General features: G+C 62.0%; 15 protein-coding genes. 3 read left to right on the forward strand and 12 right to left on the reverse strand.

All coding sequences use genetic code 11. The features are described from left to right. Window positions 1-14: 14 nt before the first annotated feature. The 6 genes from LC298_RS02140 to LC298_RS02165 form a co-directional block, all read right to left on the reverse strand. Window positions 15-956 carry a 2-dehydro-3-deoxygalactonokinase gene (locus tag LC298_RS02140; RefSeq protein WP_158284671.1) on the reverse strand — a complete coding sequence of 314 codons (942 nt, stop codon included), beginning with the start codon at window positions 954-956 and terminating at the stop codon, window positions 15-17. Next, window positions 953-1,711, reverse strand: coding sequence for an SDR family NAD(P)-dependent oxidoreductase (locus LC298_RS02145; RefSeq protein WP_131565087.1), 759 nt, complete (start codon window positions 1,709-1,711; stop codon window positions 953-955). Before LC298_RS02145 ends, LC298_RS02140 begins: the two co-directional genes overlap by 4 nt. 1 nt (window position 1,712) lies before the next feature. Then, window positions 1,713-3,833 carry an alpha-galactosidase gene (locus LC298_RS02150; RefSeq protein ID WP_131565085.1) on the reverse strand — a complete coding sequence of 707 codons (2,121 nt, stop codon included), beginning with the start codon at window positions 3,831-3,833 and terminating at the stop codon, window positions 1,713-1,715. 2 nt (window positions 3,834-3,835) lie between these two features. Next, window positions 3,836-4,687 carry a carbohydrate ABC transporter permease gene (locus tag LC298_RS02155; protein ID WP_131565083.1) on the reverse strand — a complete coding sequence of 284 codons (852 nt, stop codon included), beginning with the start codon at window positions 4,685-4,687 and terminating at the stop codon, window positions 3,836-3,838. A 51-nt stretch (window positions 4,688-4,738) separates the two neighbouring features. Beyond that, complete coding sequence (locus LC298_RS02160; RefSeq protein ID WP_131565081.1) at window positions 4,739-5,686, reverse strand: carbohydrate ABC transporter permease; 948 nt, start codon at window positions 5,684-5,686, stop codon at window positions 4,739-4,741. Between the two features lie 109 nt (window positions 5,687-5,795). Further along, the gene (locus tag LC298_RS02165; protein ID WP_131565080.1) at window positions 5,796-7,064 is read right to left on the reverse strand and encodes an ABC transporter substrate-binding protein; all 1,269 of its coding nucleotides are present in this window, start codon (window positions 7,062-7,064) and stop codon (window positions 5,796-5,798) included. 219 nt (window positions 7,065-7,283) lie between these two features. On the opposite strand from LC298_RS02165, the gene LC298_RS02170 reads away from it, so the two are divergent. Both LC298_RS02170 and LC298_RS02175 read left to right on the forward strand, forming a co-directional pair. Next, window positions 7,284-8,069 (forward strand): IclR family transcriptional regulator, encoded by a 786-nt coding sequence (locus tag LC298_RS02170; protein ID WP_131565078.1) that lies wholly within the window; start codon window positions 7,284-7,286, stop codon window positions 8,067-8,069. A gap of 29 nt (window positions 8,070-8,098) precedes the next feature. Then, window positions 8,099-9,181: an ABC transporter ATP-binding protein gene (locus LC298_RS02175; RefSeq protein WP_131565077.1), complete on the forward strand. Its 1,083-nt coding sequence runs from the start codon at window positions 8,099-8,101 to the stop codon at window positions 9,179-9,181. Window positions 9,182-9,200: 19 nt separating this feature from the next. On the opposite strand, the gene ptsN is transcribed toward LC298_RS02175, so the two are convergent. The 6 genes from ptsN to lptC form a co-directional block, all read right to left on the reverse strand. After that, a complete protein-coding gene (gene ptsN, locus LC298_RS02180) occupies window positions 9,201-9,665 on the reverse strand; it encodes a PTS IIA-like nitrogen regulatory protein PtsN (protein ID WP_131565075.1) in 465 nt (154 codons plus the stop codon). A gap of 65 nt (window positions 9,666-9,730) precedes the next feature. Further along, on the reverse strand, window positions 9,731-10,312 hold the full coding sequence (gene hpf / locus LC298_RS02185; RefSeq protein ID WP_131565074.1) for a ribosome hibernation-promoting factor, HPF/YfiA family: 582 nt from the start codon (window positions 10,310-10,312) through the stop codon (window positions 9,731-9,733). A gap of 133 nt (window positions 10,313-10,445) precedes the next feature. Next, a complete protein-coding gene (rpoN, locus tag LC298_RS02190) occupies window positions 10,446-11,993 on the reverse strand; it encodes an RNA polymerase factor sigma-54 (RefSeq protein WP_131565072.1) in 1,548 nt (515 codons plus the stop codon). Window positions 11,994-12,108: 115 nt separating this feature from the next. Beyond that, window positions 12,109-12,852 (reverse strand): LPS export ABC transporter ATP-binding protein, encoded by a 744-nt coding sequence (lptB, locus tag LC298_RS02195; RefSeq protein WP_223385542.1) that lies wholly within the window; start codon window positions 12,850-12,852, stop codon window positions 12,109-12,111. 82 nt (window positions 12,853-12,934) lie between these two features. After that, complete coding sequence (locus tag LC298_RS02200; protein WP_131565070.1) at window positions 12,935-13,513, reverse strand: LptA/OstA family protein; 579 nt, start codon at window positions 13,511-13,513, stop codon at window positions 12,935-12,937. Window positions 13,514-13,523: 10 nt separating this feature from the next. Further along, window positions 13,524-14,201, reverse strand: coding sequence for an LPS export ABC transporter periplasmic protein LptC (lptC, locus tag LC298_RS02205; protein ID WP_158284670.1), 678 nt, complete (start codon window positions 14,199-14,201; stop codon window positions 13,524-13,526). A gap of 152 nt (window positions 14,202-14,353) precedes the next feature. Between lptC and sppA the strand changes: the two genes are divergently transcribed. After that, window positions 14,354-15,307 carry a signal peptide peptidase SppA gene (gene sppA, locus LC298_RS02210; protein ID WP_131565066.1) on the forward strand — a complete coding sequence of 318 codons (954 nt, stop codon included), beginning with the start codon at window positions 14,354-14,356 and terminating at the stop codon, window positions 15,305-15,307. Window positions 15,308-15,332 lie beyond the last annotated feature (25 nt).

Here is a 15,332-nt window from a genome sequence, read left to right on the forward strand (position 1 = left end):
CGTTCAGCTCCCGGTCAAACGGGCTCCTGTTTCCAGAGCACCGATGCGGCTTCGCGCAGGCCGGCGATCGCCAGCGCGTCGCCATCATGAATGCGGCACCCGACGCCGGCAACAGCAAGAGCCTCGCGGTAGAGACCGCCCAGCACGCCGCCGCCAACCAGATCGATCTCGCCCGACAACGAGAACCGCGTCAACGCCCCGGCTATCTCCTGACCGATCAGATAGCCGGACAGGCGCGCCCGCGCCTCGGCGGGCGAAAGATCCAGCAGCAGACCCGCCGACCGGATCGAAAACAGCCGGGCCGATATGTCCGTCGGCGAGCGGAGGCTGGCGGCCACCGCGTCGCGAAACACCGGAGAAGCCGGGTCGATCGGTTCGCTACCGGTCATGTGCCGCAGGACCGAGTGTTGGGCCGCCACGGAGAACAGGTCGCCGGTCATGAAGGTCACGAAGGTCGCGACCTTGTCGCCGTTCATCTGAACCCACTTGGAATGTGTGCCCGGCATGCAGATCACGCGGGAGACACCGTTATCCAGCGTCGACAGCCGCGACAGTCCGAGCAACTGCGTCTCCTCACCACGCATGACATCCGGAGACCGTGTATCCGTCTTGCTGAACCCGGGAAGAATGCGCACGTCGCGCCTGATCCCCGGAATACGCACGGCATTCTCCGCAATCGCCTGCAGCGGGGCCGGGACCGGTATATATCCCGCTTCTGCCCAACCCTGGCGCGATCCGACCATGCCGCACATGACCACCGGCACGGCGGCGGGTACGGAAAGTGCCTCCAGATGCCGTTCCAGTATGTCCGCGAAGCGGTCCCGGGGCGTCGACGCCATACCCTCGCCTGACTTTCGCTCGCCCTGCACGTCGCCGCTTGAAGACAGTGCCCAGACGCGCAGATGCGACGTGCCCCAATCGACCGCGACGAAAGCCGGTTTGCCGCTCTCCGTCAAAGCATCCCCCCGTCGGCAATCAGGGTCTGGGCGGTGATCATCGCCGAGGCGCCGGACGCCAGGAACAGGCACGGGCCGACCATGTGTTCGGGCTGGATCGGCGCCTTGATGCACTGGCGGGCGAGCATCGCGTTCAACCCCTCTTCCGTGACCCAGAGCTCCTTCTGCCGCCCGGTCATGACCCAGCCGGGGGCGATTGCGTTCACACGGATGTTGTCGGTGCCAAGCTTTCCTGCAAGCGCCTTGGTGAGGCCCACAATTCCGGCCTTGGCGGCCGTGTATGCCGGCATGTCGCCAATATTCAGCATGTAGGACGTCGAGGTGAAGTTGACGATAGTGCCTCCGCCCGCCGCCTTCATGCCCGGCGCAACAGCCTGCGCCATGAAGAATTGCGGCCGAAGATTGATTGCCAGATTGTTCTCCCAATAGGCCTCGTCAACGGCGCCGATCTCGTGCCGGTCGTCCCATGCCGCGTTATTGACCAGTACGGTGACCGGGCCGTGTGCCCGGGCTGCTTTCGATGCGGCCTCCTTCAGGGCGGCGATATCGCGAAGATCGGTCTTCAGGAACAGCGGCCGGTGCACGGCAGATGGTGCGAGGCGCTCCACGAGCGCTGTACTGTCGTCTTCGAGGATGTCGACGAACGCCACCTTGGCGCCCTGGGCGACGAAGCCCTCGGTAAGCGCCGCGCCGATCCCCGTTCCACCGCCCGTAATCAGAACGGAAGCATCCCTGAGATCATTGAAAATCGTCATCTCAAACGACCCTGTTCCTGACACCCTCGACGACCAGCATCGTCGCCGGAAACGCGTTCGGCAATGGCAGCCCGGATGTCATCAAGACCTGACCAGACAGGCGCATTGCCACTCCTTCCATGAGTCCGGTCGCCGCCTTCCTGTTGAGAACCGGAGCGACGTCTTCCGGATTGACGAGTCGAACATCGTAGATCGCCTCCGGATCGAGGCCTGCCAGGGCGAAAGGCCGAGCCGCGATGGGCCGGGACGAGCCCGCCTGGCCCTTGAACAGAATGAACCGTTCTCTGTCCTGCGCCACGAATATTTCCGCGAATACCTCCGAATCGTGGCTCTCGAGGAGATGTAGCCGCGACGAGAACAGGAAATCGCGGTGATCCTTCCACCAGCGCGTGATCCGCTTGAGCGTGTCCGCCTCGTCGTCGGTCAGTTCGCGCGGATCCATCTCGAACCCCATATGCCGCTGCGCGGCCACCCATGCGCGGAAGGCGATCGGCAGGACGCGGCCCGAGGTATGGCACTTGCGCGGGCCGACGTGACTTCCGACGAACTCCGGCGGCAGCCAGCGCGCCGCCTCGTGCTGCATGCGCAAGCGTTCGAGCGCGTCGTTTGAATCCGACAGCCAGACGCGCGGCGCATGGGCCAGAATGCCGTAGTCGATCCGACCGCCGCCGGACGCGCAGCTTTCGAAGTCCACACCGGGATGGGCTTCCCGCAGACGGGCGAGCAACGCGTACAGTTCCGTCGTCTGCCGCGCGTCACCGCCGGTCAGAATGCGGTTGTGATCCCACTTAACGTAGTCGGCGCCGGTCTCTGCGAGGATCGCGTCGATCCGCTCGAACAGATAATCGGCCACGCCCGGAGAGGTCAGGTCCAGCACGAACTGGTTTCTGCCCGATGGCTGCGTGTCCGGCCCCAGGAGCCAGTCGGGATGCGCGCGATAAAGATCGCTGTCCTTGTTGACCATCTCCGGCTCGAACCAGATGCCGAAGCGCATGCCGAGAGCGGAGACATGATCGCCCAGCGGCTTCAACCCTTCCGGAAATTTTTGCTGATCGACGGTCCAGTCGCCGAGGCTCGTAGTGTCGTCGTTGCGGCCCTTGAACCAGCCATCGTCGAGGACGAAGCGCTCCGCGCCGAGTTCGGCCGCCCTGGCCGCGATTTCCTTCAGTTCGGCGACGTCGTGACGGAAATAGACCGCCTCCCAGCAATTGTAGTGCACGGGCCGGAAGACAGGGCGTTCGTGGAGGCTTCGAACGTGGGCGTGGAAAGCGTGCATCAGGCCGTTGAGCCCTGCGTCCGACCAGCCGAGGATCATTTCGGGAGAGCGATCTCCCGGTTCCCCGACACCGTCGCCCGCAATTGCGAACTGCACCTGACGGCGGCCGTCCGGGAGTTCCTCGGCGATCATCCTGTGACCGCCGGACCATGCCAGCGCCGCTCCAAGCGCGGACCCCGCATTCTCTCCGGTTGAATCCCCGAGAAACGTCACGCCCGGGAAATTCGCATGGCCGGTTCTTCCCTCGCGGCTTTCGCGCACATGCTGCCCGATGCGGAACCGTGTCTCCTGGTGCTGGAACTCCCCGCACCACCGTCCGCCATGGTCGAGAATGCGCGGCATCGACGCCGGCACCGGAACCGCGCCGACCGAAACCCACCGCGCCTCGACGCCGTTGCCCGCTGCGGCGTGCGTTGCGACGGAGAGAAGGCCGGTTGCCGCGTTCAGCGCGACATCAATCTGCAGCGAAACCCCTTGCGACGAACTCACATCGGCGACGGTGAAGGAGAGCGCGTGGTCCGACGAAGCGACGGCATCGCGCAGGCGCAGATCCGGAAGGAGCACATGACCGTCGCTGCCGAGCAGGGTGAGGCCCGGATGACCCTGCCAGCCCGTCGTCGCCACGGGACACAAGGTCAGCGGCACGAAAGGATCGAGCTGTCCGGAAGAGACATTGGGAATCGTTCCCAGCGCGAGCGCCTCGATATCCTCCGCTTCGGGCAGCGGAGGGCCGTACCAGACCAGGGCAGGAACACCCCCGGCAAAGCTTGCAAGCACGGCGGTGCGCCCGCCGCCATCCAGACGCCAGCACTCGACCGGTTTCAATTCCACACCCGATGTCTGCATCGTCAGCCCTTGGTCGCCCCAAGGGTCAGACCAGCGATGAAATGCCTTTGCATGAGGAAGAACATTAGCACCGGCGGCAGGGCCGCAACGATCGAGCCCGCGCTCATCAGGTGATAGGCGGCACGGTATTGAGCGTTGAAGGAGGTGATGCCCGCGGTCACGGGCTGGCTTTCCGCGCCCTGCGTCAGCACGACGGCCCAGAAATAGTCGTTCCAGATGAACGTGAATATGAGCACGGAAAGGGCCGCAAGCGCCGGCTTCATCAGCGGCAGGATGATGAACCAGAAGATGCGCCACTCGGCAACGCCCTCGACCCGCGCCGCCTCAACCAATTCGAAGGGGAGCGCGCGGATGAAATTGCGCATGAAGAGGGTGCAAAACCCGGTCTGAAAGGCGATATGAAACAGCACGAGGCCGGTCTTGGTGTTATAGAGGCCGAGATCGAGCGTGAGATCGCGCACGGGCACCATCAGGATCTGGAACGGCACGAAGTTTCCGGCCACGAACATGAAGAATATCCAGAGGTTCGCGCGGAACCGATACACACCCAGCGCGAAGCCGGTCATCGATGAGAGCGCCACCGCACCGATCACCGTGGGCACGGTGATCAGGACCGAATTGAGCAGATAGCGCGGCATGTCGCTTTCGAAGAAGACGCGGCGATAGTTGTTGATGCCCTCGAAGGTGGACGGCCATCCCCAGTAATTGCCCGTCGTGAAATCCGAATCCGGCTTGATCGAGAAGATCGCGACGGCGATGAGCGGCAGCAGCCAGGCGATCAGGGCAACCGGCAGCAGGCCCTGATAGGTGAGTTGCCAGGCGCGGGGCGCCCTTTCGATCGGTTTCGGAAACATCTCAGCAGGCCTCCCCTTCCGAGAGACGAGTTGTCCTCATACGCACGGCACTCATGCCCGTTTCTCGTCGCGGTACATCGACCAAAGGAAGTAGGCGATGAAGCAAAGCATGATGAGGAAGAGCACCACTGCGATCGCCGCTCCGTAGCCCATCCGGAAGCCGTACTCCGACAGCGCCACCTCGAACATGTAGAAGGCGAGCACGCGCGAGGAGCCGAACGGCCCTCCCTGGGTCATGATGGAAATGAGGTCGAATGACCGCAGCGCGCCGATGATCGTCACCACGAAGGCGATGAACGTCGCCGGCTTCAACTGGGGAATGATGATGAACCACAGCATTCGCAAGCCCTTCGCACCATCGAGACGCCCCGCCTCGATCTGTTCCGGGTCCACCGCGTTCAGCCCGGTGAGGTACAGGATCATGCAATAGGCCGTCTGTGGCCACAGGCCGGCGGCGATGATGCCGTATGTCACATACCGCTCGTTGCCCAGGACATTGATGGGGCCGAGACCGAACCAGTCGAGAATGGTGTTCAGGATCCCGAAGGTCGGATCGTAGAACCACGTAAAGACGAGGCCGACCACGACCTGGCTGATGACAAAGGGAAAAAAGAAAAGCGATTTGTAGATGCGTATCCCGGTGACGGTCTGGTTCAGGAAAAGCGCGATAAACAGACCGGCAGGAATGGCAAGGAGGTACAGTACCAGCCAGATGATATTGTTCTTCAGCGACACGTAAAACGCGTCGCGATCGACGAATTCCCAGTAGAGGTCACGGTAGTTGCTCAGCCCGACATATTCGGCCGGCGACAAACCGTCCCACTCGTAAAGCGAGATGTTGAACGACTGGAAAATCGGGAAGATGACATAGAACAGAAAGAACAGCGCGCCGGGGGCCAGAAAGAGCCAGGGCGCCAGACTCTGCTGATTCCGGTGAAACCAGCCCCGTGGTGCGGCACCGGCAGGATAATGCGGGACGGCAGGGCTGACATCAGTCATCTTCGGCGCTCCCTTCGGAACCGGGGAAATGCTCTTTTCAGGAAAGCCATTCGGAACCGTCGAAGGGCTTCAGACGGGACGTCCCGATGCCGGGACGCCCCGTATGCGCTTACTTGTAGATGCGCTGGCGCGCACGCTCGAGCTTGGCGAGGATGCGGTCCAGATTGTCCGGCTTGACCATGAACTCCTGGAAGCCTTCCATCGAGACTTTCGCCATCTCCGCAGATGCATCACGGTCCCAGAACTGGGCAACACCGCCCGGGCTGTTCGAGGAAAGCATCTCGAAGCCCTCGTTCAGGAACTTGTCGTCATCGACCGACGATTTCGCGTTCACCGGCAGCTGGCCCAGATTCTTGCCATTGTTAATCTCGGTCTGCTCATCCGCCGACACCACGAACTTCAGGAAAGCGCGCGCGGCGTCCTTGTTGGCGGCGTTCGCGGGGATGTGGAACGTATCCGTCGGCGCGTCTTCGGCCATCTCAACATCCGGATTGATCTCCGGAAACTGATAGAAGTCGAGCTGATCGTCGGTAAGGCCGGCATCACGCAGCGGCGCAACGGCGAAGTTCCCCATCAGGTATGCCGCGGCATCTCCGTTGACCATGAAGGGCAATGCTTCCTGCCAGCTATATGTCTGATGGTTGTCGATGTAAGCGCCCATGTCGATGAGTTCTTTCCAGTTCTCGAAGGTCTTGCGGACGCGTTCGTCTTCCCAGGAAACCTCACCGGCTGCGAGATCCATGTGGAAATCAAAGCCGTTGGTGCGCATGTTCAGATAGTCGAACCAACCGCCCGCCGTCCAAAGAAACTTGGTGCCGATGGTGAAGCACTTGCGGCCCGAGTCGAGAATCGCCTGGCAGTTGGCCTTGAACTCCTCCCAGTTCTCGGGCTCTTCGAGTCCAAGTTCCTCGTAGATGTCCTTCCGGTAGTAGACGCCCCACTGATAGTAGGTGTAGGGCACGCCCCACTGCTTGCCGTCGATTGTCATGGCGCCCTTGGTGGACGCCAGGTTCTCCGCTATTTCGGCATCCTGCCAAAGATCGGAGACATCCTCGAAGAGACCCGCATCGACATAGGGCCGCATCCGGTTGGCGGCATACCAGGTTGCCACATCCGGCGGATTTGCGGTCAGGAAGTTGCGTATCTGGGTCTTGTATTCCTCGCGGTCGATGACCGTGGTCTCGATGTTGAGATCCGGATGCTTTTCCTGGAAACGACCGATCATCGCCTCCATCGTCGCCCGCGGGGCCGGATTGGACGTATCGAGGAAGATCTTCAGGTCACCACTCAGCTTGGCATCACTTCCCGCGAAAGCGCTCGACGCCATGAGGGCTGCCGCGGCGGCGCCGAGAACAGCAGTTCTTAGAGACATTTTCATCACTGGTATTCCTCCCAATTTTCGCAGCGGAACCCGCCGACGATATAAGTTCAGCGCCAGCAAGGACGGAAGGCAACCTTTCGGCTCTCACAATCCCGGCACGGACGCATTTCCGTCTCCAAGTTCCATTATTCGGAACATTGTTTGACTATTCAGAACTTTTCCATTACGTTGCGTGAAAGTCAAGAGGCCGGGTTCGCCCCGCTGCCGGAGAGAGCCATGGAACAAGGACAGCCCGAAAGCGGAACCGGCACGCTCGGCAAGGCCATTGCCGTGCTCGACGCCGTGGCAACGGCGAACCGTCCGATGCGCTTCAAGGATTTGCTGGCGGCGCTCGATCAGCCGCGCGGCACTTTGCACCGTCAAATCAGCAACCTGATCGACGAGGGACTGCTTCAGGTTAACTCCGATCACTCCTACGAGCTTGGAATTCGCCTCCTGAAATTTGCCGCGAACGCGTGGTCGGGGAGCCGGTTTCGCGAGATCGCCGAGCCGCATCTTCGCGCCCTGCATGCCAAGGTTGGCGAAACCATACACCTCAGCGTTCTTCAAGGGGTCGAGGTGGTCTATCTGGACAAGGTCGAGTCGCGCCAGTCGGTGCGCATGCACAGCCAAATTGGAAATACGTCACCCTGCTTCTGCACCGGTGTCGGCAAGGCGGCCTTTTCGGTCATTCCGGCCGACGAGGCGGAGAACCGTATCCGGAAGATCGTATTCAAGCGTTACACGGAACACACGATCACCGACGAACATGCATTCCGCCGCGAGATCGAGGATATTCGCGCGAAGGGCTACGCACTTGACCGCGAAGAGCACGAAGCCGGCATACATTGTGTTGCCGCGCCAGTCGCAGCGCCGGATCGCGGCTTTTATGCCGGAATTTCCGTCACCGCACCGGTTTACCGCGTCCCGATGGAACAGCTTGAAGCATGGGCCGGTGACGTTCGCGCCGCAGCCGACGCAATCATGGAAGATATGAACGCGAAACTTGGCCCGCGCGGCTGAACCGAGAACACTGCACTGGAGGCAAGCAAATGTCGGACGTCGAACTGCGAAAGCTGAAGAAGTCCTTTGGCAAGGTGGATGTGATCCATGGGGTCGACCTTTCGATCAAGTCCGGTGAGTTCGCCGTCTTCGTCGGACCTTCCGGGTGCGGAAAATCCACACTGCTCAGGCTTGTCGCGGGATTGGAAGAAGCCTCTGGCGGGGAGATCTTGATTGGCGACCGCGACGTCACCAATGTCGAGGCGGCCGAGCGCGGCATCGCCATGGTGTTCCAGTCATACGCGCTTTATCCGCACATGTCGGTCGGCGAGAACATGGGCTTCGGTCTGCGCATGACCGGAACCGACAAGGCCGTCATCCAGGAACGCGTCGAGAAGGCGGCCCAGATTCTTCACCTCGATCAACTGCTGGAAAGAAAACCGAAACAGCTTTCCGGCGGCCAGCGCCAACGTGTCGCCATCGGGCGCGCCATCGTACGCGAACCGCAGGTGTTTCTCTTCGATGAGCCGCTCTCCAACCTCGACGCCGAGCTTCGCGTGCGGATGCGGCTGGAGATCGCCAAACTGCACAACGATCTCGGTGCGACCATGATCTACGTGACGCACGACCAGGTCGAGGCGATGACGCTCGCCGACAAGATCGTGGTGCTGCGTTCTGGAAAGATCGAACAGGTCGGCGCGCCTCTCGAACTCTACAACAATCCGGACAACAGTTTCGTCGGCGGCTTCATCGGTTCTCCCAAGATGAACATGTTGAAGGGCAAGGTTCATTCAGCCGACAACGGCACGGCGATGGTCGAACTGACCGAGCTGAAGGGCCCGGTTTTCCCGGTCTCCGGAGTTTCGACGACTCGCGCAGGATCAGTCGTGACGGTCGGCCTCCGTCCGGAACATTTCGAGCCGGCAGGCGCCGCTCATATCGAGGCGAAGATCGACGTCATCGAACATCTTGGCGGGGTGTCTTACGGCTATTGCGGCGCCGGCGAGGACGATCCACTGACGATCGGCCTCACGGAGGCGGACAACGCAAGGCCGGGCGAAACATACGCCGCGCATTTCGATCCGGCGCGCGCGTTCCTGTTCGATCCGGAGACCGGACTGCGAATCCGCTGAGCGATCGGCAGCCTGCCGGTCAGGCCGCGTTTGAGGCCTGTTCTTCGGTAAGGAAGGAATAAAGCGCGTCCGCATCCGCGGTCGCGCGAAGCTTGGAGGTTCGCATTGGATCGCGTAGCACGCGTGCAATTCGCGAAAGCGCCTTCAGATGGTCGGCTCCGGCGCTTTCGGGCGCGAGAAGCAGAAACACGATATCGACCGGCTGATCGTCCAGGGCCTCGAAGTCGATCGGCGCATGCAGCCGGGCAAATACCCCCGTAATCCGATCGAACTCCGGAAACTTTCCGTGCGGAATCGCAATTCCCTTACCTACGCCCGTCGAACCGAGGCGCTCTCGCTGAAGGATCGTGTCGAAAACAGCGCGCGCGGAAAGGCCCGTCAGCGTCGACGCCTTCTCGGCAAGCGTTTGCAGCAATTGTTTCTTGGAGCTGACGCGGAGGTCGGGGATGATTGCGTCGTGCGTTACAAAATCACCGAGATTCATTCATATATCCCTGCGGACAACCCATGGCTCGGCGAGCGCGCAAAGCGCAGCTCCGACAATCCCGCTTATGATTGCTTGATTGAGCCCGGATCGATCCAGCCAATGTTTCCGTCGGCACGGCGATAAACAAGATTGACGTCGCCGCTGCCTGCATTGCGGAACACATATACCGGGTTATCCTGAAGGTCCAGTTGCAATACTGCCGAAGACACAGACATTGTGGAGAGCGCCATGGACGTCTCGGCAACGACCACGGGCGAGAAATCATCAGGCACGTCGTCGTCCGAATCCTCGGGCAGAGCCTCCAGTACGCGATATGCATATTCCTCCGTCCGCGTGGCGGCGGCCTCGCTGTTGTGGGACTTCAGTCGCCGCTTGTATCGGCGAAGGCGTTTCTCGATTCGCTCCGCGGCGGCATCGAAGCTCGCATGCGGATCCTGCGCCTCCCCAGTCGCCTGAAGCACGATCCCGCTGTCGAGATGAAGCATGCAATCGGTTGTGAACCGGGACCCCGCCTTCTCGACGGTCACGTGCCCGTTGGCCCCACGGTCGAAATACTTGCTGAGTGCGTCGTCGATACGATCCTCGATGCGAACCCGGAAGGCATCGCCGATGTCCATGTGTTTTCCCGATACACGCAAGCCCATGGATTGTTCCCTTCTTTGTCTTCAACGAGGCGGCGAAAGCCTCGCCGGTCTTGAACGTAACAGATTGGGCGAAAGAATGGATGCTGTGAAGGGACCTTGGACGAAAAACAGCGACCTCGCCCCGCCGACCCGCTTACGCTCCGGCAAGCGCAAGCGCACGCTTCTCGCGGCGGCGCTGAACCGAAGACGCGATATTCATGCCTTCGCGATACTTCGCGACCGTGCGCCGCGCGATCTCTATCCCCTCCTTGCCGAGCAACGCAACAAGCGCATCGTCAGAAAGAACCGCGTCCGCGGCCTCCTCGTCGATCAACCGGCGTATGCGCTCGCGCACCGCCTCGGAGGAGTGGCCGTCGGCGGAGGGGTCATTGGCGCTGATGGCGACGGTGAAAAAGTAGCGAAAGTCGAAGATCCCGCGCGGCGTGAGCATGTATTTGCTGGCACTGACTCGGCTGACGGTTGATTCATGCATCTTGATGGCGTCGGCGACCATCCGCATTGTCATCGGTTTCAAGGCACTGACGCCGTGCACGAGAAAGGCGTCCTGCTGGGCGACGATTTCGGCTGCAACCTTGAGGATCGTGTTTGCCCGCTGATCAAGGCTGCGTTCCAGCCATGTGGCGTTCTGCAGGCATTCGGTCATGAAGGTCTTTTCGTCCGGTGCCAGTCCCGAACGGGAGACGCGGGCGTGATAGTCGCGATTGACGATCACGCGGGGCAGCGCGTCCGGATTCAGTTCGATGCGCCAGGTCCCGTCCTCCGCCTCGCGGACTTCCACGTCGTGGACGATCGGTTCCGCGCCCTCATGCTGGAAGGCCGTTCCTGGTTTCGGGTCGAGCGCGCGGATTTCGCCGAGCATGTCAATCAGGTCGCCTTCGCCGACGCCGCAGATGCGCGACAACACCTTGAAATCACGGCGCGCGAGGAGCGGCAGATTCTCAAGCAACGCCTCCATGGCCGGATCGAACCTGTTCTTGCGGCGAAGCTGAAGCGCCAGGCATTCGGAAAGATCGCGGGCGAACAGCCCCGGCGGATCGAACTCCTGGATTTCGGCGAGCGTGGCGGCGACATCCTCCGCGCCGCAGGACAGGCGTTCGGCGATCTCACTGAAATCCGCCTCGACATAGCCATTCGGGTCGAGCGCGTCGGCCAGCTCATAGGCGATGATGCGACGCGCCGGATCGCGCACCGTCAGACTGATCTGCTCGATCACCTGATCGCGGAGCGTGCGGCCCGCCGCCGCGACCGCTTCCAGATCGATTTCCGGTCCGGCAGCGAAATCGCCGCCCAGGCGGGCGTTCGGCGCGGCCGATTGCGCCGGACCACTCGCCCCGGCGCGCTCGCTTTCACCGGCATCGTCCGGAAACACGTTCTCAAGCGACGCGTCGAACGTGTCGGCGATCGCCGGCGCGCTGACTTCCACGGCTTCCACCGACCAGCCATCCTCAGGCTGGGCGTTCGCCGTCGCCACCCCGGACGGCGCGCCCGCATCGCCTCCTGCATCGCCTGCCGCGCCGTCGCCCTCGCCTGCATCAAGCAGCGGGTTGGTTTCGATCTGGTCGCGCACGAAACGCTCGAGTTCGAGATGGCTGAACTGCAACAGCCGGATCGACTGAAGCAGTTGAGGCGTCATCACCATCGACTGGCTCTGACGCAGATTGAGTTTGGCTGCTAAGGCCATTCCCGCCCCGTTGGCATTCCGATTTCGACAAACTGGCGTGAAAATTGCTTATCGGACAGCGGCTGTCAAACGGTCAGCGGGTACATATCCGTTTCATACGGGGACCGGGCGGCCCCTAGAGGGAGAATTGCTCGCCGAGATAGAACCGCCGGACATCGGGATGGGCGATGATCTCGTCGGGCTTGCCCTGCGTGAGAACCTTGCCCGCATGAATGATATATGCGCGGTCGATGAGGCCCAGGGTCTCGCGCACATTGTGGTCGGTGATCAGCACGCCGATCCCCCGGGCGGTCAGATGCCGCACCAGTTCCTGAATGTCCGAGACCGCAATCGGGTCCACGCCGGCGAAGGGCTCGTCGAGCAGCATGAATGCCGGGTCGGACGCCAGCGCGCGCGCGATCTCGCAACGCCTTCGCTCGCCGCCCGACAGGGCGATGGACGGAGCCTTGCGCAGATGGGAAATCGAGAATTCCTCGAGAAGCGCATCGAGCTTGCGCCGGCGCTCGGACGGGCTCCGTTCGACCACTTCGAGCACCGCCATGATGTTCTTTTCGACGGAAAGCCCGCGAAAGATCGACGCTTCCTGAGGCAGGTAGCCAATGCCGAGACGCGCGCGCTGATACATCGGCATCCCCGTCACATCGTTGCCGTCGATCAGGATCTGGCCTTCATCCACCGGCACCAGCCCGGTCACCATGTAGAAGCATGTGGTCTTGCCCGCGCCGTTCGGCCCCAGCAAGCCGACCGCCTCGCCGGCCCGCACCCCCATCGTCGCGCCGTCGACGACCTTTCGTCCGCGATAGCTCTTGGTCAATCCGCGCGCAATCAGCGTTCCCTGCAGGTCGCGGCCACCGGCGATCGCCGCCTTGCCGCCGGCATCGCCGTCGGCATGCTTGCGCCGCCGTCGTCCCGGCAACCTCAGTTCGGCCAACGGATCGGCCTCAGTTTCCGGTTTTCGAACGCGGCTGCAACAAAATGGTCGGCCGGGCGCCGCCCGACCCGCACCCCTCGAGCTTGGCGCGTCCGGTTTTCATCGCAACCGTCAGTTTGCAGCCGGTGGCGACGTTGCCGTCCTCCGAAAGCGTCACCCGCTTGCCCGTCAGTTCGAGCACCTCAGTCCCCATGTCGTAGACGCCCCTGTCGCCCGTGGCGACCTGCTTCTCAGACTGGATGTTCACTCCGCCTGTCGCTTCGAGCCGCTCGATCTGCGACGCGCCGGACGTAATGGAAGACGACGATCCGGCCGAGCCGTCGGTCGCGTAATGAATGACGAGCTTGCCGGTCCGCAGGATCGTTGGTCCCTGCACCACCCTGACATTGCCGGTGAATACCGCCCTTCCCTGATCTTCGAGAACCTCGAGTTCGTCGCCCTCGATCTGAACCGGCTGGTCCCCGGTCAGTTGCAGCCCCGTATCCCGACCGCCGGACTGCGCCCCTGCCGGAACAACCGTCGTCATGAGGCCGAGAGCGATGACGAGCGCAACATTTGCGGCTCCACGGACGGTTGACGCTTTCCGCATGGATAATCCTTCACTGTTCGCCGGGGCTTTCGGGCGGAGTCGTTTCAGAGGCCGCACGTTGTATGGAGCCCGGCTGTACCACAAGTCGGACGCGATTTTCAAAGACCAAACGCTTGCCATTATCCTCGACTTTCATCCGCTCGGCTTCGATCGTCGCACCGGGCAAGGTGATTTGCACCGGCTTGTCCGTCTTCAGCGTTCCGGCCTTCAGATCGATCGCCGCGGAATCCAGTTCCGCGCGCATTCCGCCAGTGGTCTCCACGGTAAACTCGCCGCGAACATCGAGCGTGTTGTTGTCCGAATCATACGTTCCCGCAGGTGCCAGAATACGCGCGAAAGTGTCCTCGTCCATCGGCACGTTCGCCTGGATGCGTTCGAGATCGATGGCGCCGCTGCCGGTGAGATCCTGGATTGCGCGTGCTGCACGTACCGAATATGGACGATCCGCGGAGGTGAATCCGTCGAGTTTCGGGTTGGCCATGATGAGCTTGCCGTCCTTGATGGCGCTGCCGGAAAGATCGACCGATGCATCGGGCACAACCCGCGACATCCACATGTAACCGCCGAGACCGACAAGCGCCAATCCCGCAACAAGCGGCAGCGCGAACTTGGCGAAGCGCACACGGCTCGAGTGCGACCGGGCGCTGTCGAACGCATCTTGCCTGTCTTGTCCCTGTGCAGCCTTCAAACCACTATATCCTGTTGCCGGTGACGTGGATCGCGACGCTTCGTATGCTGGCAATATGGTCATTCTGCGCTGCAATGTGGGGTAGCGGCGCGCCTGCACAAGTGCCATAGGTTCCACTGGACCGCCCGATCAAGATCTCATCCTGGAAAACCATGTCAGATCATCACCTCGAAGACATCATCGACCGCCGGCGCCTTCGCCGCAAGCTGACCTTCTGGCGCGTCGTCAGCGTGCTGGCGGCGCTGATCCTGATCTTTTCGCTCGCCTATGTATCGACCCCCGACGAAACATTCGGTTTCAAAGCCAGACCGCACGTTGCCCGGGTGCGCGTCGAAGGCACGGTCGTCGAAGACGAGGCGCTGCTCGATATCCTTGAGGACATCGCCAACAGCAAGGCGGTGAAGGGGCTGATCGTCACGGTGGACTCGCCTGGCGGCACGACGACCGGTGGCGAGGCCATTCACGATGCGGTGCGCAAGGTTGCGGCCGGAAAACCGGTGGTGGCGCAGGTCGGCACGCTGGCCGCGTCGGCCGGATACATGATCGCAGTGGCGGCGGACCACATCGTCGCGCGCCAGTCCTCGATCGTTGGATCGATCGGGGTCCTCGTCCAGTACCCGAACGTGGAGGAATTGCTCGACAAGATCGGGGTCGACGTGCGCACGATCAAATCGTCTCCGCTCAAGGCGGAGCCCTCGATTTTCGACACACCTCCCCCGGGAGCGGAGGAGATGATCCGCGACATGGTTCTCGACAGTTACGACTGGTTCAAGAATCTGGTGCAGGAGCGAAGGACACTTTCGGAGCAGGAGGTGGCCAAGCTGGCCGACGGATCGATCTTCACGGGCCGCCAAGCCCTGGAGCGCAAGCTGGTCGACGAACTCGGCGGTGAAGACGCGGCCAAGGCATGGCTGGTCGCCCAGGGCCTCGACCCCGACCTTGAAGTGTTCGAATGGAGAAAACCCGACCTTGCGACAGGATTTCTCTTTTCACGTGCCGTCGCCAGGGCGCTTGGCCTCGATCCGCTCTTGCGCGCCCCTGCGGAAGCGCTCGCCGACCGCCTGCTTCTTGACGGTCTGATTTCGCTTTGGCACGTTGACCGGTAACTTGCCCCCATCGCGGCCGGGAATG

The organism is Oricola cellulosilytica, from assembly GCF_019966575.1.
Taxonomy (GTDB): domain Bacteria; phylum Pseudomonadota; class Alphaproteobacteria; order Rhizobiales; family Rhizobiaceae; genus Oricola; species Oricola cellulosilytica.